The organism is Hydrophilobacter chitinilyticus (assembly GCF_049860745.1).
Classification (GTDB): Bacteria; Pseudomonadota; Gammaproteobacteria; order Burkholderiales; family Burkholderiaceae_C; genus Rhodoferax_B.
On the sequence record NZ_CP187561.1, the window covers coordinates 5352910 to 5376915 of the forward strand.

Below are 24006 nucleotides of genomic sequence, written 5' to 3' on the forward strand. Positions count from 1 at the left end.
CCCACATTCGCAGGCCACCCCATGACTGACACCAATCGCCGCAGTTTCTTGCGCGCCGTCGGCACCGCCGCTGGCGCCACCGCCGCCATGACCACGTTCCCGCCCGCCATCGCGCGTGCGCTGTCCATCAACGCCGCCCGCCGCGCGGGCACGATTGAAGACGTTCAACACATCGTGGTGCTCACGCAGGAGAACCGCTCCTTCGACCACTACTTCGGTACGCTCAACGGCGTGCGCGGCTTTGCCGACCGCTTTCCGATTCCCGTGGCCAACTCTGCCGGCATCACTGGCAAGAACGTTTGGTACCAGCCCAACGCGACCGCTGGCGCCACGCCGCCCGTGCTGGCCCCGTTCCGTCTGAACACCGTCGACAACTTCCCGCTGATGCGCGTCAACGGCACGCCGCACGGCTGGATCGACGCCCAGACCGCTTGGGATCATGGCCGCATGAACAACTGGCCGCTAAGCAAGCGCAACCACTCCATGGGCCACTACGCCCAGGCCGACTTGCCCTTCCAGTGGGCTATGGCCAACGCCTTCACGCTGTGTGACGACTACCACTGCGCCTCGCAAACCGGCACCAACCCCAACCGACTGTTCCTGTTCACCGGCACCAACGACCCGCTGGGACGCGGCAACGGCCCGGCCACCTACAACGACTACGACTGGTTTGACGCAGACAACGGCGACGGCGGCTACTCCTGGACCACCTACCCCGAGCGCCTGCAGGCCGCTGGCATCAGCTGGCAAGTCTACGAAGACATGGCCGACAACTACACCGACAACCCACTGGCCGGGTTCAAAACCTTCCGCGCCGCCTGGTTCCAAAAGCCGGGCTACTCGGAGGCCCTGCGCCAACGCGGCGTCAGCACGCGCCACCTGGACTTGTTGAAGGCCGACGTGCTGGCCGACAAGCTGCCCCAGGTGTCGTGGATCGTGGCGCCGTCGAAGGACTCCGAGCACCCCAGCCCTTCGAGCCCCGCACAAGGCGCGGACTACACCGCCCGCTTGCTCGACGCGTTGACGGCCAACCCCGACGTTTGGGCCAAGACCGTGTTGATCATCAACTTCGATGAAAACGACGGCTTCTTCGACCACGTGCCGCCACCCGCCGCACCATCCTTCCTGAGCCAAGGCAACTACGCCGGTGCCTCCACCGTCGACACCACCGGCGAATACCACACCGTGATGTTGCCGTACGACGGCTACTACAACGACCCGAACGAAGTCGCGCTGATGCAGCGCCCCTACGGCATGGGCCCACGCGTGCCGATGTATGTGTTGTCGCCCTGGAGCCGTGGCGGCTGGGTCAACTCGCAGGTGTTTGACCACACCTCGGTCATCCGTTTCATCGAAGCCCGTTTTGGTGTGATGGAGCCCAACATCTCCGCCTGGCGCCGCGCCGTGGCGGGTGATTTGACTTCCACGCTCAACTTTGCGGACCCCAACGACACGGCCTTCTTCGCCAGCCTGCCCGAAACGCTGACCCTGGCCAACCGCTCACGCGCGCTGGCCGGCCGCACCACGCCCAACATGCCGCAGACCACCACGCTGCCCGTGCAGGCCGACGGTGTGCGCCCCTCGCGCGCCCTCCCCTACGAGCTGCACACCACCTGCGACATCGTGGCCGGCGCCACGTTGGCGGCCACGCAGGTCTCGCTCACGTTCGGCAACACCGGCCGCCAGGCCGCCGTGTTCCACGTCTACGACCGTCGCAACCTGACCGCCATTCCACGCCGCTACACCGTGGAGCCCGGCAAGTCGCTCACCGGTAACTGGAGCCCCGTGGCCGGTGGCGCCTACGACCTGTGGGTGCTCGGCCCGAACGGCTACCACCGCCACTTCACCGGCAACGCCCTGCGCGCCGTGGCTGCTGGTCAACCTCGTCCGGACGTGCAAGTGCGCTGCGACGGCGTCACCGGCGAACTGGTGATGCGCCTCATGAACAGCGGCACCGCCCCCTGCACTATCACGCTGGCAGCCAACGCCTACAGCACGCAGTCGGGCAGCTACGTACTGCCGGCCCGCAGCGAGCAGACCATTCGCCTGCAGATGAAAAGCAGTGGCTACTGGTACGACTTCAGCGCCAAGGTCGCCGGCCAGCCAGACTTCAGCCGCCGCTTCGCCGGCCGCATCGAAACCGGACTGGCCTCGTTCACCGATCCGGCCATGTTCGGCACCGCCATCGGCGACCAACTGCGCGTGGGCTAATACACGCGCGCCGAACCAGACCGGCTCGGTGAGTGCTGCATGACAAAACCCTCGCCATGGCGCAAGCCGTGGCGAGGGTTTTTTATATAGCAATGAAATCACGCCGCCGCACAGCCACTGCATCCCGCACGGCAGTCATTAAATGTCGCTCGCCATTGCGGCCGGGCTAGGCTTGGCCGGCAACGAGTGGAACCCAGATTTTTATCCAGAGATGAGGGCGCTGGCGAGCTGGAAATCGAATCGCCCCGGATACCTTGGCATATCCCGAAGCAAGTTGAGGCACGTTAGCCCGGGACGATACCTTCGCAATATTTCAGAACCTTGATCCACGACTCAAGCCCGCCAATATCCTCGGGCTTGACTCCTTCTCCATTCAATAAAGTTGCATCAAATTTGAAACCTCCCTCTGCGCCAAGATTCACTTGATGAATGGCCTGAAATTTCGGCCATATCTGCCACATTGGCCTCCAAGGGTTGTGGGCAAAAGCGTTCCGCATTTGATTTACAAGGATACGAAGTCCTGCTCGATGAGTTCCCGCGTCATGGGTCGGTTTTCCAAATACTTGGTCTAGCGTCTCATCGGTTGTGAGAGCCGAAGCACCGAGTGCCATGATGACAAGATTTGAGATCCCGTTTTGCAAGTCCTCCCGCTGTGGCCTGTGATCAGCGGGCAGCAATAAGCCCGAGCCGCCGGTAATGATGGCAACCTCTCGCTCGTAGATGGTTTCACGTATTCGTCCAGCGTTCACCTCGGATTTGAGCCGAATAGCAAGGGCAAAGCTTGCCTGAGCCGTCGCGATTTTTATACGAGGGGATGAGAATCGAGGATCGAGGCCAGTAGACATAAAAGGCTAGCGAGGTTTGACTTTCATCGCCGCAAGATAACAAAAATTGCCGTCTCGGGTAATGGTGACCGCCGTTGGCTGTTCATTTGCTGGTGGCCCTGCCGATCCGGAGACACCTGAAGATTGAGCGATCTTTTCCATCAATATCCCTTCCTCACCCAGCCCCGCCCCCCAAATACGCCTTCACCAACGCCCCATCCTTCGCCAGCGCTTGCGCCGATCCCTGCGCCACCACTTCCCCGGCCTCCAACACATAAGCATGGTCAGCCAGCGACAGGGCCAGCGCGGCCATTTGGTCGACCAGCAGCACGGTCATGGATTCGTCGCGCAACGCATCTAGCGTGGCGAAGAGTTCTTCGATGATCTTCGGGGCCAAGCCGAGCGAGGGCTCATCGAGCAGCAGGACTTGCGGGCGGCTCATGAGGCCGCGCGCCACGGCGAGCATTTGTTGTTCCCCGCCGGACAGCAGCCCGGCACGCTGGTGCAAACGTTCGCGCAGGCGTGGAAAGCGTTGCAGCATTTGCTCCAGCCCAGCCTTGGCTTCGGCGGGATGTAGAAACGCGCCGAGCAGGATGTTGTCGCGCACGCTCAGCTCGGGAAACACTTGCCGGCCTTCGGGCACCAGCACCAGGCCGCGCGCGACGATTTGCTCGGCTTCCAGCCCGCCGAGTTCGTGGCCTTGCAGGTGAATGCCGCCCTGCACCGGGCGCTGCAGTCCGGCCAGCGCGCGCATCAAGGTGGACTTGCCGGCGCCGTTGGCACCCAGCAGCGCAACCAGTTCACCACGGCGCACCTGGATGTTCACGCCCTTCAACACGGGTGCGGCGCCGTAGCCGGTTTGCAACTGGCCCACGCCCAGCCATTCGGCTGCTGCAGGATTGCGCACACGGGTGTTGACGGCCTTGCTTGAACCTTCGCCCTCATCACCCGAGTCACCCAAATACGCGCGGCGCACCACCGGGTTGGCGCGCACCTCGGCGGGGCTGCCCACGGCCAGCAACTGGCCGGCGTCGATCACCACGATGCGGTCGGACACGGCCATCACCAGGCTCATGTCGTGCTCGACCACCACCACGCCAATGCCAGACGCGGCAATGCTGCGCAGCAACGCGCCGAGGCGTTCTTTATCTTCTGTAGACAGGCCAGCGGCGGGCTCATCGAGCAGCAGCACTTGCGGCTGCGTGGCAAGCGCGCGTGCGATTTCGACCAGGCGGCGGTCGACGTGTGGCAGGTCTGCGGCCAAGGCGTCGGGCGCGCCGGTGTAGCCGCAGCGCGCCAGCAGCGCACGCGCGGATTCGCGCAACGCGGGGGCGTGAAAGCGCGCCGCTTGCAGCAGGCCGCCGAGCTTGCCGCCATCGAGCGCCAGGGCAACGTTGTCTTCCACACTCAGCGTGCCAAACAACTGCGACGTTTGGTAGGTGCGCGCCACACCAGCGCGGGCGATTTGCCATGCGGCTTGGCGCAGCGCTTTGTCGCTCACCTCACCCGCCAAGGGCTTGCCCTCCAACGCAAACGAGCCGGTGGTGGGCTGGTAAAAGCCGCTCAGCATGTTGAGCACGGTGGTTTTGCCGGCGCCGTTGGGGCCGATCAAACTGGTAACGCCGCCGGCCAAAGTGTCGAAGCTCAAATCGTGCACGGCACGCACGCCGCCGAACACACGGCCCAGGCCGCGCACCGACAAAGCGCCGCGCGGTTTGACCGGCGTCGCGGAGACAACAGGCTCGTTAACCGGTGCCATATCCGCCGGTGCTACGGCAGATTCTTCAGCCGGACGCAAGCGCCGCATCAGCCCCGCACCCATGCCCGCCACACCTTGCGGCGCGACCCACAACACCACCAGCAACATGCAACCGAAAAACAGCAAACGGTACTCTTCCAGGCTGGCCAGCAACTCGGGCAACACGCCCACCACCACTGCGCCAATCAACGGCCCGACGATGCTGCCCGCGCCGCCAATCATCACCACCAGCACAAACAGGATCGACTGCAACATGCCAAAGCCTTGCGGCGTGACAAAGCCAGACAGCGGTGCAAACAAGCCACCGGCCAACCCCGCAAACGCGGCCGAAATGGCAAACGCCACAGCCTTAATGCGCACCGGGTTCACGCCAATCGATTCACACGCGGTTTCGCTGTCCTTCACCGCGCGCATGGCCGCACCCCAGGCGCTGCGCGACAGCCAGGTGTAGAGCGCCAGGCCCACCCCACATGCCACCAACGCCAGCGAGGCCACGCCGCGCTCGCCCAGCGCCCAACCGATGAGCTTGGGCGACGGCACACCCATGATGCCGTTTTGCCCGCCGGTCACGCTGCGCCACTCCACAATGCCGTGCTCGACGATGAAGCCAAAGGCGATGGTGACCATGGCCAGGTACGGCCCCTTCACCCGCATGGCGGGCAGCGCCAAGAAGAAGCCCAGCACGGCGCTCAACGCCACGCCCACAGGCCAGGCCACCCAAAAGCTCAAGCCCCAACGGGTGCTGAGCACCGCCACCACATAAGCCCCCAGCGCGTAAAAGCCCGCGTGGCCAAACGACACCTGACCTGTGAGGCCGAGCAACACGTTCAGCCCAATGCCCACCAGCGCCAGCAGCGCCACGTTGGCCAGCACATAGACAAAGTAGCCGTTGACGAACCAGGCCAGGCCCAGCGCGGCCAGCAGCGTGGCCGCGACCAGGGCGATAGCGGTGGGCGACCCGAGCGACAGGAACGGTGCACGCGTTGCAGCTTGTGGCGCGGGCATTGGGGCAACGATTACCTGCGGCATATCGATCATCTCGCGCTTCATACCTTCTTCACCTCCATGCGCCCAAACAAGCCATTCGGCCGCACCGCCAACACCACAATCACCAGCGAGAACATGATGATTTGGGTGTAGCTGGAGCCGAGTGTCGACGTGATCAACGCCTCGCCAATGCCAAACACAAACCCGGCCAACACCACGCCCCACGCGCTGGTGATGCCACCCAAAATGGCCACGGCAAAAGCCTTGAGCCCAAACAAGGTGCCCATGTCGGAATGCACGTTGAACAGCGGCGCCACCAGCGCACCGGCCACACCGGCCAACAAGGTGGACAACGCAAATGCCACCCACACCACGCGCTTCACGGGAATGCCCATGAGCCGCGCGGCATCGCGGTTTTGCTGCGTGGCCAACAGCGCCACACCCCAGCGCGTATGACGCGCCACGAAATGCAGGGCGGCGGCCAGCGCCAGCCCCACCAGCGGAATCAATAACTGCAGCGGATACACGCCGAGCCCTATGTCGCCCAACTGAATCGGCGTGACAGCCAAGGGCGACGTGAGGTTGCGCGGCTCTTTGCCAAAGCCGAACATCACCAGGTTGTCGAGCACAATGCCCAGCGCCACGGTGGCCATGAGCCACGCGTTGGAGCCACGCTTCACAAACGGCCGCACGGCCAAAAACTCCACCAGCACGCCGTACAGCGCGCACAGCGCCAACGCACAGGGCAAGCCCACCAGCCAGGGCCAGCCCATGGTTTGCACAAAGGTGAAGGTGAGCACGGCGCCCAGCATCATCGAGCTGCCCTGTGCAAAGTTCACCGTGGCCGAGACGGCATAGGTGATGTGAAAGCCCAGGGCCATGAGCCCATACATACTGCCCAGCCCCAGGCCGCTGATCAGCGCCGACATCAATAACATCAGATTCTCCAGAGTCGTCTACACGGCCGGCGGAAGAACCTGGCGCTGTGCGTCAAATCGTCAAAAAAAAGAAAGCAGCCCGGGCCACGCATGACCCGGGCTAGAGAGCCAAGAACCGCTTAGTTGGTGGCCATGTTGACCGGCAAGATGCGGTTGTCGATGAACTGCGCCCACACGTAGTCGTTTTCGGTCACGGCGTCGTGCACCTCTGGGGTGAAGGGCTTCACGTAGGTCTTGATCAGGCCCTCGTAACGGTCGATCTTGTAGAAGCCTTCACGCACGGCGTCGCCATTGGTGCTGCCGGCCTTGCTGATGGCCAGGGCCGCCAGTTGCATGGCGTCATACGCGTTGGCCACGCCCACGGCGGGGGTCACGTCGTCGGCGCCCTTCACGTCGGGGTACTTGGCAACCAAGGCCTTCATCACCTTCTCGCCTACCGGGCTTTGTTTGCCGAAGAAGCTGTAGGTCTGCACAAAGTGCACGGTCTTGGCGTTAGGGCCGGCCAGCTCGGTGAAGCGGCCGCCTGCGGGGCCCCAATGCGACACCACGGGCACCTTCCAACCCATGCGGTCGAGCGACTTCACCACCTGGGCCGATGGGCCCACGTTGCCCACCAGGAACAAGGTGTCGGCACCAGCCGCCTTGAGCTTGGTGAGTTGGGGCACCACGTCCAGGTCGTTGGCTTCAAACTTCTCAATGCCAGCGGGCGCCATCTTCTGTGCGGCCAGCGCGGCGCTCAGGCCTTTTTCGTTCGACTCGCCCCAAGGGTTGTTCACCAAAATCATGCCGGGCTTGGCCGACTTGAAGGTCTTCTGCGCGTACTGCAGCATGGCTTTGTTGACGATTTCATCCACGGCCGACACGCGGAACACGTAGTTCGGGCTGGCACCGTTTTTGGTGATGGGCGTACCCGCCGCCCAAGGGCCGACAAACGGCACCTTCTCTTGGTTGGCCAAGGGCACGATGGCCATGGACACCGGCGTGTCGAGCCCGCCCACCAGCACCGCCACCTTTTCTTTGAAGATCAGTTCGCGCGCGGCCACCACGCCTTTGGCGGGGCTGCCTTCGTCGTCGCGGCGCACCAGTTCCAGCTTCTTTCCGCCGAGCAAACCACCCTTGGCGTTGATCTCGTCAATGGCCACCACCAGGCCACGCGTGATGGCTTCACCGGCCTTGGCCGATTGGCCCGACAAGGCGGTCACCAAGCCGATGCGGATGGTGTCTTCGGCATGGGCCGACAGGCTGGTCAGCGCCAGGGTGCTGGCAGCCGCGGCGGCGGCGATGAAGGTGCGGCGAAACAGGGACATGGGGATCTCCGGTCAGTTAGTAAGAAAGGGAAGGACTAAAACCGGCTGCACAACGCAATCTCCATGCCAATTGTTAAGTTTTGCAAACAAACGCAGAAATTTATTGGCGACAAAGTTAATTTAAAGTTGTCAACAATCTGGATTCACGATTGTTCGGTACAGGCACCAAAATTGCTCACCTGTTTAACGCTGCATCGTTGTGCAGCAAGCCCCTGAAAACCGCACCAACAACAAACAGGCTCCGCACAAAACAAGTGCACGCAACCCGTCATGAACTTCCAAGCCTCACACGGCCACGCCTCGCGCCCCCTCGCCCACCACGGCTTGTTTCCCTATTCAGCCATCACGTCGACCACCCAGCGCCCCGACTACCACTGGCCCGGCGGCGCGCGGTTGGCGGTGTACATCGGCTTCAACCTGGAGCACTTTGCGTTTGGCGAAGGCCTGGGCGCCAACTTAGGCCCTGTGTCGCCGCACCCCGACGTGCTGAACTACGCCTGGCGCGAATACGGCAACCGCGTGGGCGCTTGGCGCTGCCTTGAATTGTTTGACGAACTGCGCCTGCCCGCCGCCACACTGCTGAACACCGCCCTGTTCGACCACTGCCCCGAACTGGTCGACGCGTGTATCGCCCGTGGCGACGAGATCGTTGGCCACGGCCACACCAACGCCGAGCGCCAGGGCGACATGGCCGCCGAGCAAGAACATGCACTGCTGGCCGACTGCGCCCGCCGCATCGCCCACGCCACCGGACGGGCGCCGGCGGGCTGGTTGTCGCCTTGGATTTCTGAAAGCCGCGACACCCCACACCTGCTGGCCCGCGCTGGCTACCGCTACACGCTGAACTGGTGCCACGACGACCAGCCCATGCGCATGCAAACGCAAAACGGCCCGCTGTGGGCCGTGCCGTATCCGCAGGAGTTGAACGACATTCCGATGATCATGGGCCGCCAGCTCGACGCCAAGGACTTCGCGCAGATGATCATCGACAACACCGACGAGATGCTGGCCCAGTCGGCGCGCCAGCCGCTGGTGATGGGCATTGCGCTGCATCCCTACATCGTGGGCCAACCGTACCGGCTGCGCCACCTGCGCCGCGCCCTAGCGCATTTGGCGCAACTGCGTGACGCGGGGCAGGTATGGTTCACCACGCCGGGGGCTATTTGCGAGCACATGGAACAATTGGGCCATCCGGCTTAAGCACAATCCCCATCCATGAGCACACGCAAACGCACCCTTTCGGCCACCGCCTCGGCCGCCGCCGTAGACACCACCGCCGAGCTGATCACCGGCCTGAACGAGAACGAAAGCCGCATCTACCGCTCGGTGTTCGAGAGCGTGATGAACCAGCGCATCGCCCCCGGCACCAAGCTGCCCGAGCAGGCGCTGTGCGCCCTGTTTGACGTGAACCGCGCCACCGTGCGCAAGGTGTTGCAGCGCCTGGCGCACGACCACATCGTCGACCTGCGGCCCAACCGTGGCGCCGTGGTGGCCGCGCCCACGCCTGAAGAAACCCGGCAGATTTTTGAGGCGCGCCAGCAGTTGGAGGCCGCCGTGGTGCCACTGGTGTCGCAACGCATCACCAAGGCTGAGATCGGCCAACTGCGCAAACAACTGAAGGAAGAGCACGCCGCCCTGCATCGCGCCGACCAGCCGGCCTGGGCGCGCCTGGCCAGCGGCTTTCATCTGCGGCTGGCCGAGTTGTCGGGCAATGCCATCTTGCACCGCTACCTGCACGAGCTGATTTCGCGCTGCTCGCTCATCGTGGCGCTGTACGAGCCGCCGGGCAACGCCGCGTGTGAACACGAAGAACACGCGCGCATCGTCGACCACATTGAAGCCGGCGAGCCGGCCAAGGCCGTGAAAGTGATGCAGGAGCATTTGCTCGACCTGGAGCAACGCATCTGCCTGGACAAACCGCAATCCGAGAAGAGCCTGGCACAAATGCTCGGCTTAGTTTGAAGAGTATTTAATGGACATCGACTTCACCGAGATCACCGAATACCAGCGCTACAAACTCATGGCGAGTTTGATCGTGCCGCGCCCGATTGCGTTGATCACCACCATCAACGAAGACGGCGTGGTCAACGCTGCGCCTTTCAGCATGTTCAACATGCTGGGTGAAGAGCCGCCTATCGTCATGGTCAGCATCAACCGCCTGCAAGACGGACTGATGAAACACACGGCCGCCAACATCGTGCGCAGCCGCGAGTTTGTGGTGCACCTGCCCGACGAAGCCATGGCCGAGCAGATGCACCGCTGCGGCGATAACTTTCCGGCCGACGTGAGCGAGCTGGCCGCCGTGGGGCTGACGCCCGTGCCGTCTAAACACGTGGCGCCGCCGCGCATTGCCGAGGCGCCGGTGGCATTTGAATGCACGTTGTATGAGTTGCTCGAGACCACGAGCCGGCAGATCTTCATCGGCCAAGTGCGCTCCCTGCATGCGCGCGAGGGGTTGATCGACACCGAGTCGTGGCGCGTGCGGCTGCAGAACTACTTTCCGGTGGGGCGGTTTGGCGCGAGCTTTTATGTGAACACACGCGATCGTTTTTCGATTGACAGCAAGAGCAGCGAATCGACGGCAACAAACGCCACCGCGATAGACGAAATCTGAGATCAAACCCTAGACGTCATCTGACAAAAGGGATATTCGCGGGCGTGCTGTAATTCGCGCATGGTTCGACCCGCCCAACGCATCCATATCCTCGACGATTCCAGCCCCGCCACCGCGGCACAGGGCGCGCTTGTGGGCAGCCTTGCCGGCGCCGAGGCAAGCTTCCAAGAACACGAACAGCCCTACGGCGAACTGGCCCTTGTGGGCTCCTGCCGCGAGCGGCTCCACGCCCTAGACTGGCAAACCGAGCGCCCGGTTGCGCTGACGCAAAACGTGCAGCGCCTGACCGCGCCCAACCCCGGCATGATGACCGGCCCCGGCACCAACAGCTACCTGGTGGGCGACGCTGACACCGGCTATATCGCCATCGACCCCGGCCCCCACGACCCCGCGCATTTACAGCGCTTGTGGCAAGCGGCGGGGGGCGACATCCGCACCATCGTCTGCACCCACTCGCACCCCGACCACTCGCCCGGTGCTCGCCCGCTGCAGGCGCTGGTGGCCGAGGCTGGCCGCCCCACGCCGCCGATTCTGGGCATCCCCTCCGCCGCCACCGCGCGCGCCGACAGCCAGTTCACGCCCGACCGCATCCTGCAAAACCAAGAGCTGCTCACGCTCAAAAGCCAAGCCGCCGAGCACAGCCTGCTGGCCCTCCACACCCCAGGCCACGCGGCCAACCATGTGTGCCTGGTGCTGGTGCAAGACGGCCTGCTGTTCTCGGGCGACCACGTGCTCAACGGCAGCACCACGGTCATCAGCCCGCCTGACGGCAACATGAGCGCCTACCTCGACTCGCTTGACCTGTTGACCGCCGCGTGTGCTGCACACGGCATCGACTTCATCTTGCCCGCACACGGCTACGTGCTGGGTGCGGCCACGCAGGCCATCGCGCAACTCAAAGCGCACCGGCTGCAGCGCGAGGCCAAGGTGTTGGCCGCCATGCAGGCCGCGCCACAAGGCACGCCACGCGAGTGGGTCACGCAGGTGTATGGCGATGTGCCCGAGCGCCTGTGGCCGGTGGCCGAGCGCTCGCTCATGGCGCACGTCGAACGCATTCGCCAACTTCAACTTCAAACTTAACTTCAACTTTTAGGAACATAAATCCTCTATGCCCCAGCCTACGCCCAACCCATCGTCTCGCCCTCGTGTCGTCATCATCGGTTGCGGATTCGGCGGCTTAGAGGCCACGCGCAAATTGCAGCACGCGGACGTGGACGTCACCGTCATCGACCGCACCAACCACCATCTGTTCCAGCCGTTGCTTTACCAGGTGGCCACGTCGGGTTTGGCCGCACCGTCCATCGCCGCGCCTACGCGCTCGTTGTTCCGTGGCCTGCCGCGTGTGACCACGCTGATGGCCGAGGTCACAGGCGTAGACGTGCAGGCGCGCACCGTGCAGTTGAAAGACGCCGCGCCCGTGCCTTACGACCACTTGATCGTGGCCGCCGGCGCGACGCACAGCTACTTCGGCCGCGACGAGTGGGCGCCCATGGCGCCAGGCTTGAAGACGCTGGCCGATGCGTTCGACATCCGTGGCCGCACGCTCATGGCATTTGAAGCGGCCGAGAAAGAAACCGACCCCGCCCGCATCAAGGCCCTGCTCACCTTCGTTGTGATTGGCGCCGGGCCCACAGGCGTGGAAATGGCTGGCACCTTGATCGAGATTGCGCGCCACAGCCTGAAGGGCGAGTTCCGCCACATCGACCCGGCGCATGCCCAAGTACTGCTGATCGAAGGCAGCCCGCGTGTGCTGCAGGCCATGCCTGAAGTGCTCAGCCACAAAGCGCAAGTGCAGTTGGAAGCGCTTGGTGTGCAGGTACGTGTGAACGCTCGGGTGGTGCACATCGACGGCACCGGTTTGCAAGTCGAAACGCCCTCGGCCACACCGGGGGAAAGCGCCACCAGCTACCGCATCGATAGCAGTTGCATCGTCTGGGCCGCAGGCGTGGCCGCATCGCCCCTCGGCAAGTTGGTCGCCACGGCCACCGGCGCCACGGTAGACCGCGCCGGGCGCGTCACCGTGTCGCCCGACTTGAGCTTGCCCGGCCACCCCGAGATCAGCGTCATCGGCGACCTCGCCGCCGCACAAAGCCACGTGCCCGGCCAGCCGCCCAAGCCCGTGCCCGGCGTGTCGCCCGGCGCCAAACAAATGGGGCGCACCGCTGCTGAAAATATCTTGCATCGTATCGCCAGCCAGCCCACCCAGGCCTTCCGCTACCGCGACTACGGCAACCTCGCCACCATCGGCCGCAACTCCGCCGTGGTCGACCTGCCCACGCCCTTCGGCCCGCTGCGCTTTTCAGGGCGCGTGGCGTGGTTGTTCTGGTTGTTTGTGCACGTCTACTTCCTGATCGGCTTCCGCAACCGCCTCATCGTGCTGATGGACTGGGCCAGCGCCTACCTGCACTTCCGCCGCAACGCGCGCGTAGTGGTGGGGAATAAGACGGATGAAGGCGTGCATGCGCCGACCGCGCCTGAAGTGCCAGAAGCGCGAACGCCGTAGAGACATTGCGTTCTGCAGAACAAAAGCGGCCACCATGCAGGGCCGCTTTTGTTAATTGAATAGTGTGAAGCTCACCGATAAGCCGGATTCTGTGCACCCACGCCGCCTTGCGGCTGCGCGGGTGTGACCGCCATTAATCTTGGCCGAGAGTCACCCCTCGGCTCAGTGCTACCTACCCGCCAACTCCGGGGGCCCCGTCAACGTTGGCCTACTTGGTATTGCTGCGCGTAGAGATTGCCCGTTTCACCCTGGGCGGCTTCGCCGCCCAGGGTGGCTGTGGATGCCACGCTTACGCGTGAGCCGCATGGCTTACACCATGCGGCGACGGCTTGCGCCGTCTCCACAGAACACCCCAGGTGGGAAGTTACTCCGCTCAGACTCGTCTCTGTTGCTCTAATCCTCACCTCACGGTGGGCAGCCGTTAGCTGCTACGCTGCCCTATGCAGTCCGGACGTTCCTCCAGTGCCATGTTTCCATGATTGCACCAGCGGCGGTCTGGCGAGCTTCACGGAGTGGATTATCGTGCATCGGCGGCCTCAAAATCGTCCCGTCACACGATCTAAGCTTATGGGCGACAGCGCACATGGCTTCCCTTATGCTGTGGCCCACATATTTCACCCGCCCAGGAGACCTGCACCATGAAAGCTGACAACGTTCTGCAAACCATTGGCAACACGCCGCACATCCGTATCAACCGCTTGTTTGGCGCCACGGCCAATGTCTGGGTGAAGTCGGAGCGCAGCAACCCCGGTGGATCGATCAAGGACCGCATTGCGCTGTCGATGGTCGAGGCGGCTGAAAAGTCCGGCGCCTTGCAGCCGGGCGGCACGATCATCGAGCCCACTTCTGGCAACACCGGCATTGGCTTGGCCATGGTGGCAGCCGTGAAGGGCTACAAGCTGGTGTTGGTGATGCCCGACAGCATGTCTTTGGAACGCCGCCGGTTGATGTTGGCGTATGGCGCCACGTTCGACCTGACCCCACGTGAAAAAGGCATGAAGGGCTCCATCGCCCGCGCCGAAGAGTTGGTGAAAAGCACGCCGGGCGCATGGATGCCGCAACAGTTTGAAAACCCCGCCAACATCGACGTGCACGTGCGCACCACAGCGCAGGAAATCATTGCGGATTTTCCTGATGGGCTGGACGCGCTGATCACCGGCGTGGGCACGGGCGGGCACATCACCGGCTGCGCGCGGGTGTTGAAAGAGCGCTTCCCCAAGCTGAAGGTTTTTGCGGTGGAGCCTGTGGCGTCGCCGGTCATCTCGGGCGGTGCACCGGCGCCCCATCCCATCCAGGGCATTGGCGCGGGCTTCATCCCGAAGAACCTGGATACGGCGCTGCTCGACGGCGTGATCCAGGTGGACGCCGAACCCGCCCGCGAAATGGCACGCCGCGCTGCGCGTGAAGAAGGCCTGTTGGTCGGCATTTCGTCTGGCGCCACACTGGCCGCGATTGCGCAAAAACTGCCCGAACTGGGAGCGGGCGCACGGGTGTTGGGCTTCAACTACGACACGGGCGAGCGTTACCTGTCGATTGAAGGCTTTTTGCCAGCGTAACGAAACACAGCTCACACACCACTCTGGTGCACCTCGGGCCCACGCGCCCCTGGTGCACAGGTGAACGGCCACCCGTCCTACAGGCGTGACCAAGGTCGGCTCGGACAATCGATTCATTGCCACTTTTGTGGCCGATTCATGTGCCATCATGAACTACCGTGAACATCGATTGCCTTTCATGACCACTTCCGCCACCGCTGGCGTGACGTTCAAGGTTTTAACCGTGAACGTGCACAAAGGTTTTACCTCGTTCAATCGCCGTTTCATGCTGCACGACCTACGCGAAGCCGTGCGCAGCGTGGGCGCCGATCTGGTGTTTTTGCAAGAGGTGCTGGGCACCCACCATCGCCACTTGGCGCGGGTAGAAAACTTCCCCGAAGAGCCGCACTACGAATTTTTGGCCGATACCCTGTGGTCACAACATGCCTATGGCCGCAATGCGGTCTACGACCACGGCCACCACGGCAACGCGCTGCTCTCCAAGTTCCCAATCGTGAAGGTGGAGAACCACGATATTTCCATCAGCGGCCCCGAGCGGCGCGGCATGCTGCACTGCATTGTGCAACCGCCCGGCGAACACCCGCCCATCCACGCCATTTGCGTGCACCTGGGGCTGCGGGAATCACACCGTCAACGCCAGTTGCACAAGGTGGCCGCCTTGGTGAACTCTTTTCCCGCTGGAGAACCGGTGGTGCTGGCCGGCGACTTCAATGACTGGCGAGGCCGCGCACACGGCATCTTGCACCGCGAAGCGGGTTTGAACGAGATCTTCATGCAGGCCGGTGGGCGGGCCATCCGCACATTTCCAGCGGCCATGCCGATGCTCGCACTGGACCGCATCTACGTGCGCAATACGCGTATGCATGTGCCGCTGCCATTGCCACGGCACCCTTGGCACAAGCTGTCTGACCACGCACCACTCGCCGCCGAGATTGCCCTATGAAAACCATGCGCCGCCCCAACCGATGGACGCCGGGCAACCGGTTCACACTGCTCGAAAACGGCGAAGCCTTTTTCCCGCGTGTGTTTGAAGCCATTGAGGCGGCGCAGCACGAGGTGATGTTGGAGACCTTCATCTTGTTTGATGACAAGGTGGGTCAAGGTCTGCATGCAGCACTGTTGAAAGCGGCACAGCGCGGTGTGACGGTACACGTTTTGGTCGACGGTTTTGGCTCGCCCGACCTGCCCCCCGCCTTCATCGACCCGCTGGTGGAAGCCGGTGTGCACTTTCGCATGTTCGACCCCGGCCAAGCCATTCTGGGCCAGCGCCTCAATGTGCTGCGCCGCATGCACCGCAAGATTGTGGTGGTCGATGGCACGATTGGCTTCATCGGCGGCATCAACTATTCGGCCGACCACTTGGCCGACTTTGGGCCCGAGGCCAAACAAGATTATTCGGTGGAAGTGCGCGGCCCCATCGTGGCAGAGTTGCACCAGTTCACGCATGCGGTGGTGGCCTTCGCCAACGCTTCGGGATCGCAAAACCGTAGTGCGCCGCACGCCAAGCTAAACGGTGCGATTTCAAAACCCGCCGAAGCTGGCCCCGCACAAGCCCTGTTCGTCACCCGCGACAACCACCGCCACCGAAACGACATCGAGCGCCACTACCGCATGGCCCTGCGCGCCGCGCGAAATCGTGTGGTGATTGCCAACGCCTACTTCTTCCCCGGCTACCGCTTAATCCGCGAGATGCGCCGTGCCGCGAAGCGCGGTGTGGACGTGCGCCTGGTGCTGCAAGGCCAGCCCGACATGGCCATCGTGCGCACGGCGGCCGAATTGCTTTACGACCATCTGCTGCGCGCTGGTGTGCGCATCTACGAGTATTGCGACCGCCCCTTGCACGGCAAGGTGGCGCTGATGGACGAAGAGTGGTCTACCGTGGGCTCCAGCAACCTCGACCCATTGAGCCTGTCGCTCAACCTGGAGGCTAACGTCATCATCCGCGACCGCGAGTTCAACGCGCACCTGTTTGAACGCCTGTCACATTTGATGGAGCACAGTTGCCGCCAGGTAGAAGCGCCAGCACCCAGCCGTTGGGACAGCTTGCGCGTGGCCCGCAGCGTGGTGGTGTTCCACTTGATGCGCTGGTTCCCTACCTGGGCGGGTTGGCTGCCCAAGCATGCGCCCGTGATCACCAAGCTGGGGCCGCAAGCGCAAGGCTTGACGCCGACCGCTTAACGGCAGAGCCCGCAGGAGCATCGCCATGCCAACCTCTACCACCGCCAACACCCCAAACATCATCACGAAGGCAGCGGCAAAGGGCGGTTCTACGCTTTGGCAGCGCGTGCACCAGCTCCGCAAGCACCCCGCCAGCCCGTGGTTAGCCTCCAGCCTGGGTGTGGCCTTTGCGTTGTTCATCGTTTACCTGCTGGTGCAAAACGCGCGCACCATCGACTGGGGCGCCGTGTGGTCGGCCTGCCTGGCGCTGCCCGTGCCCGCGTTGCTGGCCGGTGGCTTGTTGGCGTTGTCCAGTCACTTGCTCTACAGCACTTTTGATTTGTTTGGCCGCAAGTACACCAACACCGGCCTCAGCGTAGGCCGCACGGTGGCCATTACCTTGGTGGCCTACCCGTTCGCACTGAACATCGGCTCAATTCTGGGCGGTGCGGCAGTGCGCTTGCGTTTGTATGGGCGCCAAGGCATTGGTGCGCTGCAGCTTGGGCAGATTCTGGGCTTGTCGATCATTACCAACTGGCTGGGCTATTTCTTGTTGGCCGGTGCTGTGCTGTGGGCATGGACACCCAAACTGCCCGAAGCCTGGGGGCTCAGCACCAGTGCCTTGCCGTGGGTTGGCGGCGTCTTGTTTGCGCTGCCGCTTCTGTATGTGGCGGCCTGCCATTGGCGAGGGGGCCGCGCGCTGCAGTGGCGCGACCACACATTCCCACTGCCGCATGCGCACGGTGGCGCGCTGCAGGTGCTGGTGTCAGCGGTGAACTGGTCTTTGATGGGCGGTGCCGTGTGGATGCTGTGCGGCCAAGAGGTGCCTTACCCGGCAGCCCTTGCCGCTGTGCTGCTGGGCGCGGTGGCGGGGCTGATTTCGCGCATTCCCGCCGGGCTGGGCGTACTGGAGACGGTAGGCGTGGCCGTGTTGTCGCCCTACATGCCGCAGCCCGAAGCGCTGGCCGCCATATTGGCCTACCGTTTGATGTACTTCTTTTTGCCGCTGGGGCTGGCGATCATTGCCTTCGGCATCAGCGAAGTTTTAAACAAAAACGTCACTTCAGGCATGCAGGACGCGCGTAAAACGCTTCCCAATTGATAGCAAATCGGCTGCCAAAGCGAGAGCGTTTTGGTTGCATCAAGTTGCATGTCGTTGCGCAAATTCAACGTTCGCGATTAGAGCTTGGAGTCTGGAAGTGATTCGGGGGCTGAGGGGTATAGTCCGCTTATGTTGCAGTGCAGCATAAATCCTGTACCGCCCTTCTTCACTCTTCAAGACGAGACCACACCATGCTGAATTTCGAACAAATCGCCGCCAACCAAAAATCCGCCGTCAACAACCTGTTCGCCCTGTCGAACAGCCTGTTTGAAGGCGCCCAATCGCTGGTGCACCTGAACCTGCAAGTGGCTAAGACCACGCTGCAAGAAGCCCAAGCCACCAGCGCCGCCGCACTGGCCGCCAAAGACCCCAAAGACCTGATCGAACTGGTGACCACCTCCGCCAATTCCGCACCTGAAAAAGCCGCCGCTTACCTGCAGCACGTGCAAACCATTGCCACCGCCAGCAGCACCGAAGTGCGCGCCTTTGCCGAATCGGCCGCCAGCACCGCCAAAGCCGAATTCGCCACCATCGTGGAAGCCGCTGCCAAGAACGCCCCTGCCGGCAGCGAAAACGCAGTGGCCCTGGTGAAGTCGGTGGTGACCGCCGCCACCAACGCGTTTGAAACCGCACAAGCCTCGGCCAAAGTTGCCACCGACAAGGCGGTGCAAGCCGTGACTTCGCAGCTCGAAATCAAGGCTTAAGCCTTTTGCAAAGCCCTTGTTCGCGCAGCCCCGGCTGCGCATCGGGGACAATAGCGACAATATCGCCTGACGGCCTGGTTTTACCGGGCCGTTTGTCTTTGTAGAAAGCCGAACACATGACCACCTCCCCATCCTTCTTCGCCCGCCTGGCTTTGGGCTTTGCCGTGATCGGCAACGCCAAGTTGGCGGCCCTTGTGCAAGACGCGCGCGACGGTGTTTTGCCTGCAGCACCTGCGCCAGTGCCCGCCCCCACGCCTGCACCAAACCCAACTCCGATCGCACCGCCGCCCGCTCCGGTTTTGAAAGTCGCCACGCCAGATGCAGCATTGCAACTGCTGGGCCTGCTGCAACGCGAAGCCCGCTTTGTCGACTTCATCCAGGAAGACGTGGCCAACTACTCCGACGCCGACATCGGCGGCGCCGCCCGCCAAGTGCACGCCGGCTGCCGCAAGGTGCTGCAAGAACACTTCACGCTGGCGCCCGCGCGTGCTGAGCCCGAAGGCAGCCGCGTGGTACTGGAAGCCGGCTTCGACGCCAGCGCCAACCGCCTCACCGGCAACGTGGTCGGCAACGCGCCGTTCCGCGGCACGCTGCGCCACCCCGGCTGGAAAGCCACCGACGTGCGCCTGCCGCGTACCACCGAAGGCCATGACCCGCGCATCATCGCGGCTGCCGAGGTGGAGCTATGACAGACAAGCCAAGCGCACGCTACGCCATCGGGATTGACCTGGGCACGACGCACTGTGCGTTGTCGTGGGTCGACCTGGCCAACCCCGAAACCGCACCGCAAATCCTGCCCATCGCGCAGCAAAGCGGCCCCGGCGCGGTGCAAGACTACGCGCTGCTGCCATCCTTCATCTACCTGCCGCATGCCAGCGAATTTGCCGAGGGCGACCTGGCGCTGCCGTGGCACAGCCGCAGCGATGCGGTGGTGGGCGAGTGGGCGCGCAGCCATGGCGCGCAAACGCCGATCCGTTTGGTGTCCAGCGCCAAAAGCTGGCTGTGCCACGCTGGTGTGGATCGCCGTGCAGGCATCTTGCCCACCGAAGTGGCGGGCACAACACCTGGCGCACCAGAAGAAATCGCGCGCATCTCGCCCCTGGAAGCCAGCACGCGTTACCTGGCCCACTTGCGCGATGCGTGGAACCACAACCACCCCGACGCGCCGTTTGAGCAGCAAGCGCTGACCGTCACCATCCCCGCGTCGTTCGACCCCGCCGCGCGCGAGCTGACGGCAGAGGCCGCGCAGGCCGCTGGCTACACCGGCGTCACACTGCTTGAAGAACCCCAGGCCGCGCTCTATAGCTGGATCGCGCAAAGCGGCGGCGCCTGGCGCAAGCAGGTCAAAGTAGGCGACGTGATTTTGGTGGTGGACGTGGGCGGCGGCACCAGCGACTTCTCGCTCATCGCCGCGGTCGAACAAGAAGGCAACCTGCAACTGCACCGCGTGGCCGTGGGCGATCACATCTTGCTCGGTGGCGACAACATGGACTTGGCGTTGGCCCACGTGGTGGCACGCCAGTTAGCTGCCGACGGCAAGGCGCTGGACGCCTGGCAAATGCGCGCCCTCACCTACGCCTGCCGCCTGGCCAAAGAAAAGCTGCTGAGCGACGCCGAAGTGCAAGCCGTGCCGCTGACCATCCCCAGCCGTGGCGCGCGCCTCATTGGCGGCTCGATCCACGCCGAGCTGCGCCGCGACGCGCTCACCGCCACCATTCTGGAAGGCTTCTTCCCGCAGGTGGCGAGCGACGCCCGCCCCATCAGCCGCGCCCGTGCGGGCTTGACGCAACTGGGCCTGCCCTATGCACAAGACGCAGCGGTGACGCGCCACTTGGCCGCGTTGCTGGGCCGCCAGGTCGGCGCCACCGCCGCGTTGGAAGGCTTTGCGCCGCAAGACAACGCGAGCTTCTTGCACCCTACCGCCGTGTTGTTCAACGGTGGTGTGTTCAAGTCCGACCTGCTGGTGCAACGCACCTTGGCTACGCTGAATACCTGGCTGCAAGCCGAAGGCGCGCCTGCCGCGCGTTTGCTCGACGGTGCTGACCTCGACTTCGCCGTTGCCCGTGGCGCCGCCTACTATGGCACCGTGCGCGGCGGCCAAGGCATTCGCATTCGTGGCGGTACGGCCATGGCCTATTACGTCGGTGTGGAATCTGCCATGCCCGCCGTGCCGGGGCTGGAGCCGCCGGTGCAAGCCCTGTGTGTGGCGCCGTTTGGCATGGAAGAAGGCACCGAGGCGGCCCTGCCTCCACAAGAGTTTGGTTTGGTGGTGGGCGAGGCCGTGCGCTTTCGCTTCTTCGGCTCCAGCGTGCGCCGCGACGATGCCGTGGGCACCCTGCTCGACTTCTGGACGCCAGACGAACTGCAAGAACTGGCCGAGATCGAAGCCACGCTGCCGGCAGAAGGCCGCGCCGTGGGCGAAGTAGTGCCGGTGAAGCTGCACGCACGTGTGTCGGAAATCGGCACGCTGGAACTGTTGGCTGTGCCACGTTCGGGCGAAACCAGCGCTGGGGGTTGGAAGGTCGAGTTCGAGGTTCGCGCGGAGAACTGATGGCGCAGGCCTTGGCACAAGCCCCGTCGGCAAAACCGGCCTACATCGTCGGCATCGACCTGGGCACCACACACACCGTGATGGCCTATGCCAACGCCTCGGCGCGCGGGTCGGCCAAGGTGCAGGTGCTGGCGATCCCGCAGTTGATTGCGGCGGGCGAAGTGGCACCAATACCGCTGCTGCCCTCGGTACGGTTTCATGCCGCGCCGGGCACGCTGCAGGCCGCAGATCTGCAACTGCCTTGGCCATCTGCAGAGCCTGCCGTGTTGGGCCGCTTCGCATTGGAACTGGGTGCGCAAGTGCCAGGCCGTTTGGTGGCCAGCGCCAAAAGCTGGTTATCGCACACGGCGGTAGACCGCACCGCCGCCATCTTGCCGTGGGGCGCAGCGGATGACATCGCCAAAATCTCGCCCCTGGCGGCCAGCGCCAGCACCCTGGCCCACGTGCGTGCGGCGTGGAATACGCAGCACCCGCAAGCGCCGCTGGAGCGACAAGAAATCGTGCTCACCGTGCCCGCGTCTTTCGACGAAGGCGCACGTGCGCTCACGCTCGAAGCGGCACGGCTGGCAGGCCTGCCCACGGTGCGGCTGATTGAAGAACCGCAAGCTGCGTTTTACGACTGGGTCTACGGCCACCGCAAAACACTTGGTGAAGATTTAAAGACCACGCGCCGCGTGTTGGTGGTGGACGTGGGCGGCGGCACCACCGACTTGACGTTGATCGACGTCGATTCAACAGATGGCGAAAACGGTGCGCCCAAGCTCACCCGCACCGGCGTGGGCGACCACTTGGTGCTGGGCGGCGACAACATGGACTTGGCACTGGCCCACCTGGTTGAGTCCCGCTTAGGTGGGTCGGAGCGCTTGTCTGCCACGCAGCTCGCACAACTCACCCAGCGCTGCCGCGCCGCCAAAGAATTGCTGTGGAGCCCCGGTGCGCCCCAGAGCACCACCGTCACGCTGCTGGGCAGCGGCAGCAAACTCATCGGCGGGGCACGCTCTGCACCGTTGTCACGCGCCGATCTGGATCGTGTGCTGGTGGAAGGTTTCTTCCCCAGCGTTGCAGCCCACGCGCCCACGCAACGCGCGCGCAGCGGCTTGGTGTCGTTCGGCTTGCCGTATGCCAGCGACGCGGCCATCACGCGCCACATCGCCGCTTTCTTGCAACACCATCCCGGTCAACAGCCTGATGCCCTGCTGCTGAACGGCGGCGTGTTCCATGCTGAAACGCTAGTGCAGCGCCTGCATGAGACCTTGAACGGCTGGGCTTCAGCACCCCTGCAGTTGCTGCACAACCCGCACCTCGATGCAGCGGTGGCACGCGGTGCCGTGGCCTATGCACTGGCCCGCGCAGGCAAAGCGCCACGCATCGGCGGAGGCTCGGCACGCAGCTATTTCTTGGTGCTGGACGACGAAGACCACACCGGCGCCGCCTCGCCACGCGGCATCTGCGTGCTGCCCTTTGGCGCCGAAGAAGGCCAAGCCAGCACCCTGGCCGACCGCACCTTCGCCCTGCGTCTGGGCCGCCCCGTGCGCTTTTATTTGGCCAGCAGCGTTGCAGAAGTGCATGCCCAACCCGGCACGCTGGTGAATTTGTCCGCCCCCGGCTTCGTGCGCCTACCACCCATTGCCACGGTGGTGCAAGGCGACGGCACCGCAAGAGAAGTGCTGGTGCATTTGAGCACCGCACTGACCGAAGTCGGCACCTTGGAGATGCACTGCATCGCCGTGCACAACCCCAGCCAACGCTGGCAGTTGGAATTTCAATTGCGTGGCGATGCGGCAGAGTCCACCGAGCCCATCGCCGCCCCACCGAACCCACCCCATCCGCGTTTGGCCGACGCCACCGCCGCGATTGCCCGCATCTTCGGTGACCGCAGTCAACACGTAGAGCCCAAAGAGGTCAAACAATTACGCGCCACGCTGGAGCGCTTGCTGGGCAACCGCGACGGCTGGGACACGCCGCTGCTGCGCGCGCTGTTCACCCAGTTGCTCGCCAACGCCAAACGCCGCCGCCGCACGGCACAACACGAACGCCAGTGGTTCAACCTCACCGGCTTCGCATTACGCCCCGGCTTTGGCCACCCGCTGGACGAGTGGTGCGTGCGGCAGATGTGGGAGCTGTTCGGCCCCGGCATCGCCCACAGCCACGAGCCGCAACAGTGGTCGGAGTGGTGGATTCTGTGGCGCCGCATCGCCGGTGGGCTCACCGCCGAGCAACAAGACATGGTGTTCGAAGCCATCGCCTACTACCTGCAGCCCGTGGGCGGGCAAGACATTCCCGCGCCCGAAGGCCCGCGCATGCGAGGTTTGGACGACATGTTGCGCATGGCCGCATCGTTCGAGCGTTTGTCTGTGGCCAACAAGGTGCAGTTCGGCAACTGGCTGCTGCAGCGTTTGCAAAAGCCCGGTGAGAGTCCGCAAACTTGGTGGGCTCTAGGCCGCATCGGCGCGCGCCAGCTGCTGTACGCCAGCCTGCACCACGTCGTGCCCCCCGACGTCGCCGCCGTTTGGCTGGAGGCCCTGCTCGCCGGCGACTGGTCACAAGCCGAACCAGTTGCCTTCGCCGCCACCCAAATCGCCCGCGCCACCGGCGACCGCGCCCGCGACATTCCCGACGCCCTGCGCCAGCGCGTGCTGGACAGACTCACCGCCGCCCGCGTGCCACCCGCGTGGATGACGATGGTGCGCGAAGTCACCGAGCTGGACGCGGCAGACACCAAGCGCGTGTTTGGTGAATCGCTGCCAGTGGGGTTGAAGTTGGTGGATTAGCTGGCGGGTGAACATGCGGGTG

17 protein-coding genes, 1 other RNA gene and 1 pseudogene are annotated in these 24006 nt (G+C 63.9%); 14 read left to right on the forward strand and 5 right to left on the reverse strand.

Annotated elements, in window-relative coordinates; translation table 11 throughout:
• Positions 1-21 precede the first annotated feature (21 nt).
• On the forward strand, positions 22-2211 hold the full coding sequence (locus ACPWMG_RS24005) for a phosphocholine-specific phospholipase C (RefSeq protein WP_483302001.1): 2190 nt from the start codon (positions 22-24) through the stop codon (positions 2209-2211).
• 284 nt (positions 2212-2495) lie between these two features.
• On the opposite strand, the gene ACPWMG_RS24010 is transcribed toward ACPWMG_RS24005, so the two are convergent.
• From ACPWMG_RS24010 to ACPWMG_RS24025, 4 genes are all read right to left on the reverse strand, one after another.
• Positions 2496-3056, reverse strand: a complete 561-nt coding sequence (locus ACPWMG_RS24010) for a hypothetical protein (RefSeq protein WP_483302002.1) — start codon at positions 3054-3056, stop codon at positions 2496-2498.
• A 154-nt stretch (positions 3057-3210) separates the two neighbouring features.
• Complete coding sequence (locus ACPWMG_RS24015) at positions 3211-5799, reverse strand: branched-chain amino acid ABC transporter ATP-binding protein/permease (protein ID WP_483305330.1); 2589 nt, start codon at positions 5797-5799, stop codon at positions 3211-3213.
• Positions 5800-5840: 41 nt separating this feature from the next.
• Positions 5841-6719, reverse strand: coding sequence for a branched-chain amino acid ABC transporter permease (locus ACPWMG_RS24020; protein WP_483302003.1), 879 nt, complete (start codon positions 6717-6719; stop codon positions 5841-5843).
• A gap of 119 nt (positions 6720-6838) precedes the next feature.
• Positions 6839-8026 carry an ABC transporter substrate-binding protein gene (locus tag ACPWMG_RS24025; protein WP_483302004.1) on the reverse strand — a complete coding sequence of 396 codons (1188 nt, stop codon included), beginning with the start codon at positions 8024-8026 and terminating at the stop codon, positions 6839-6841.
• Positions 8027-8296: 270 nt separating this feature from the next.
• On the opposite strand from ACPWMG_RS24025, the gene ACPWMG_RS24030 reads away from it, so the two are divergent.
• From ACPWMG_RS24030 to ACPWMG_RS24050, 5 genes and pseudogenes are all read left to right on the forward strand, one after another.
• Positions 8297-9226: a polysaccharide deacetylase family protein gene (locus ACPWMG_RS24030; protein WP_483302005.1), complete on the forward strand. Its 930-nt coding sequence runs from the start codon at positions 8297-8299 to the stop codon at positions 9224-9226.
• A 15-nt stretch (positions 9227-9241) separates the two neighbouring features.
• Positions 9242-9988 (forward strand): GntR family transcriptional regulator, encoded by a 747-nt coding sequence (locus ACPWMG_RS24035; protein WP_483302006.1) that lies wholly within the window; start codon positions 9242-9244, stop codon positions 9986-9988.
• Between the two features lie 10 nt (positions 9989-9998).
• Positions 9999-10640, forward strand: coding sequence for a flavin reductase family protein (locus ACPWMG_RS24040; RefSeq protein ID WP_483302007.1), 642 nt, complete (start codon positions 9999-10001; stop codon positions 10638-10640).
• 135 nt (positions 10641-10775) lie between these two features.
• Positions 10776-11720, forward strand: a pseudogene (locus ACPWMG_RS24045) (MBL fold metallo-hydrolase); the annotation flags it as partial.
• A 28-nt stretch (positions 11721-11748) separates the two neighbouring features.
• Positions 11749-13143 carry an NAD(P)/FAD-dependent oxidoreductase gene (locus tag ACPWMG_RS24050; protein WP_483302008.1) on the forward strand — a complete coding sequence of 465 codons (1395 nt, stop codon included), beginning with the start codon at positions 11749-11751 and terminating at the stop codon, positions 13141-13143.
• Positions 13144-13205: 62 nt separating this feature from the next.
• Here the strand turns inward: ACPWMG_RS24050 and rnpB are convergent.
• Positions 13206-13650, reverse strand: an RNA gene (gene rnpB / locus ACPWMG_RS24055) — RNase P RNA component class A.
• A 131-nt stretch (positions 13651-13781) separates the two neighbouring features.
• On the opposite strand from rnpB, the gene cysK reads away from it, so the two are divergent.
• The 8 genes from cysK to ACPWMG_RS24095 all read left to right on the forward strand — a co-directional run bounded on the left by cysK (position 13782) and on the right by ACPWMG_RS24095 (position 23984).
• On the forward strand, positions 13782-14699 hold the full coding sequence (cysK, locus tag ACPWMG_RS24060) for a cysteine synthase A (protein WP_483302009.1): 918 nt from the start codon (positions 13782-13784) through the stop codon (positions 14697-14699).
• A gap of 178 nt (positions 14700-14877) precedes the next feature.
• The gene (locus ACPWMG_RS24065) at positions 14878-15642 is read left to right on the forward strand and encodes an endonuclease/exonuclease/phosphatase family protein (protein ID WP_483302010.1); all 765 of its coding nucleotides are present in this window, start codon (positions 14878-14880) and stop codon (positions 15640-15642) included.
• A complete protein-coding gene (gene clsB, locus ACPWMG_RS24070; RefSeq protein WP_483302011.1) occupies positions 15639-16877 on the forward strand; it encodes a cardiolipin synthase ClsB in 1239 nt (412 codons plus the stop codon). The genes ACPWMG_RS24065 and clsB overlap by 4 nt, the downstream gene beginning before the upstream one ends.
• A 25-nt stretch (positions 16878-16902) precedes the next feature.
• Positions 16903-17958 (forward strand): lysylphosphatidylglycerol synthase transmembrane domain-containing protein, encoded by a 1056-nt coding sequence (locus ACPWMG_RS24075; protein WP_483302012.1) that lies wholly within the window; start codon positions 16903-16905, stop codon positions 17956-17958.
• Positions 17959-18149: 191 nt separating this feature from the next.
• Positions 18150-18662: a TIGR01841 family phasin gene (gene phaP, locus ACPWMG_RS24080; protein WP_483302013.1), complete on the forward strand. Its 513-nt coding sequence runs from the start codon at positions 18150-18152 to the stop codon at positions 18660-18662.
• A gap of 116 nt (positions 18663-18778) precedes the next feature.
• Complete coding sequence (locus tag ACPWMG_RS24085; protein ID WP_483302014.1) at positions 18779-19351, forward strand: DUF2760 domain-containing protein; 573 nt, start codon at positions 18779-18781, stop codon at positions 19349-19351.
• Entirely contained in the window at positions 19348-21213 is a 1866-nt protein-coding gene (locus ACPWMG_RS24090; RefSeq protein WP_483302015.1) for an Hsp70 family protein, read from the forward strand. Before ACPWMG_RS24085 ends, ACPWMG_RS24090 begins: the two co-directional genes overlap by 4 nt.
• Positions 21213-23984: an Hsp70 family protein gene (locus ACPWMG_RS24095; protein ID WP_483302016.1), complete on the forward strand. Its 2772-nt coding sequence runs from the start codon at positions 21213-21215 to the stop codon at positions 23982-23984. The genes ACPWMG_RS24090 and ACPWMG_RS24095 overlap by 1 nt, the downstream gene beginning before the upstream one ends.
• Positions 23985-24006 lie beyond the last annotated feature (22 nt).

Coding starts and splice junctions, on each gene's coding strand:
- ACPWMG_RS24065 (WP_483302010.1), top strand. CDS start 14,878: ATGACCACTTCCGCCACCGCTGGCGTGACGTTCAAGGTTTTAACCGTG.
- ACPWMG_RS24025 (WP_483302004.1), bottom strand. CDS start 8,026: ATGTCCCTGTTTCGCCGCACCTTCATCGCCGCCGCCGCGGCTGCCAGC.
- ACPWMG_RS24010 (WP_483302002.1), bottom strand. CDS start 3,056: ATGTCTACTGGCCTCGATCCTCGATTCTCATCCCCTCGTATAAAAATC.
- ACPWMG_RS24040 (WP_483302007.1), top strand. CDS start 9,999: ATGGACATCGACTTCACCGAGATCACCGAATACCAGCGCTACAAACTC.
- ACPWMG_RS24095 (WP_483302016.1), top strand. CDS start 21,213: ATGGCGCAGGCCTTGGCACAAGCCCCGTCGGCAAAACCGGCCTACATC.
- ACPWMG_RS24030 (WP_483302005.1), top strand. CDS start 8,297: ATGAACTTCCAAGCCTCACACGGCCACGCCTCGCGCCCCCTCGCCCAC.
- ACPWMG_RS24015 (WP_483305330.1), bottom strand. CDS start 5,799: ATGCCCGCGCCACAAGCTGCAACGCGTGCACCGTTCCTGTCGCTCGGG.
- cysK (WP_483302009.1), top strand. CDS start 13,782: ATGAAAGCTGACAACGTTCTGCAAACCATTGGCAACACGCCGCACATC.
- ACPWMG_RS24020 (WP_483302003.1), bottom strand. CDS start 6,719: ATGTTATTGATGTCGGCGCTGATCAGCGGCCTGGGGCTGGGCAGTATG.
- ACPWMG_RS24090 (WP_483302015.1), top strand. CDS start 19,348: ATGACAGACAAGCCAAGCGCACGCTACGCCATCGGGATTGACCTGGGC.
- ACPWMG_RS24075 (WP_483302012.1), top strand. CDS start 16,903: ATGCCAACCTCTACCACCGCCAACACCCCAAACATCATCACGAAGGCA.
- phaP (WP_483302013.1), top strand. CDS start 18,150: ATGCTGAATTTCGAACAAATCGCCGCCAACCAAAAATCCGCCGTCAAC.
- ACPWMG_RS24050 (WP_483302008.1), top strand. CDS start 11,749: ATGCCCCAGCCTACGCCCAACCCATCGTCTCGCCCTCGTGTCGTCATC.
- ACPWMG_RS24085 (WP_483302014.1), top strand. CDS start 18,779: ATGACCACCTCCCCATCCTTCTTCGCCCGCCTGGCTTTGGGCTTTGCC.
- clsB (WP_483302011.1), top strand. CDS start 15,639: ATGAAAACCATGCGCCGCCCCAACCGATGGACGCCGGGCAACCGGTTC.
- ACPWMG_RS24005 (WP_483302001.1), top strand. CDS start 22: ATGACTGACACCAATCGCCGCAGTTTCTTGCGCGCCGTCGGCACCGCC.
- ACPWMG_RS24035 (WP_483302006.1), top strand. CDS start 9,242: ATGAGCACACGCAAACGCACCCTTTCGGCCACCGCCTCGGCCGCCGCC.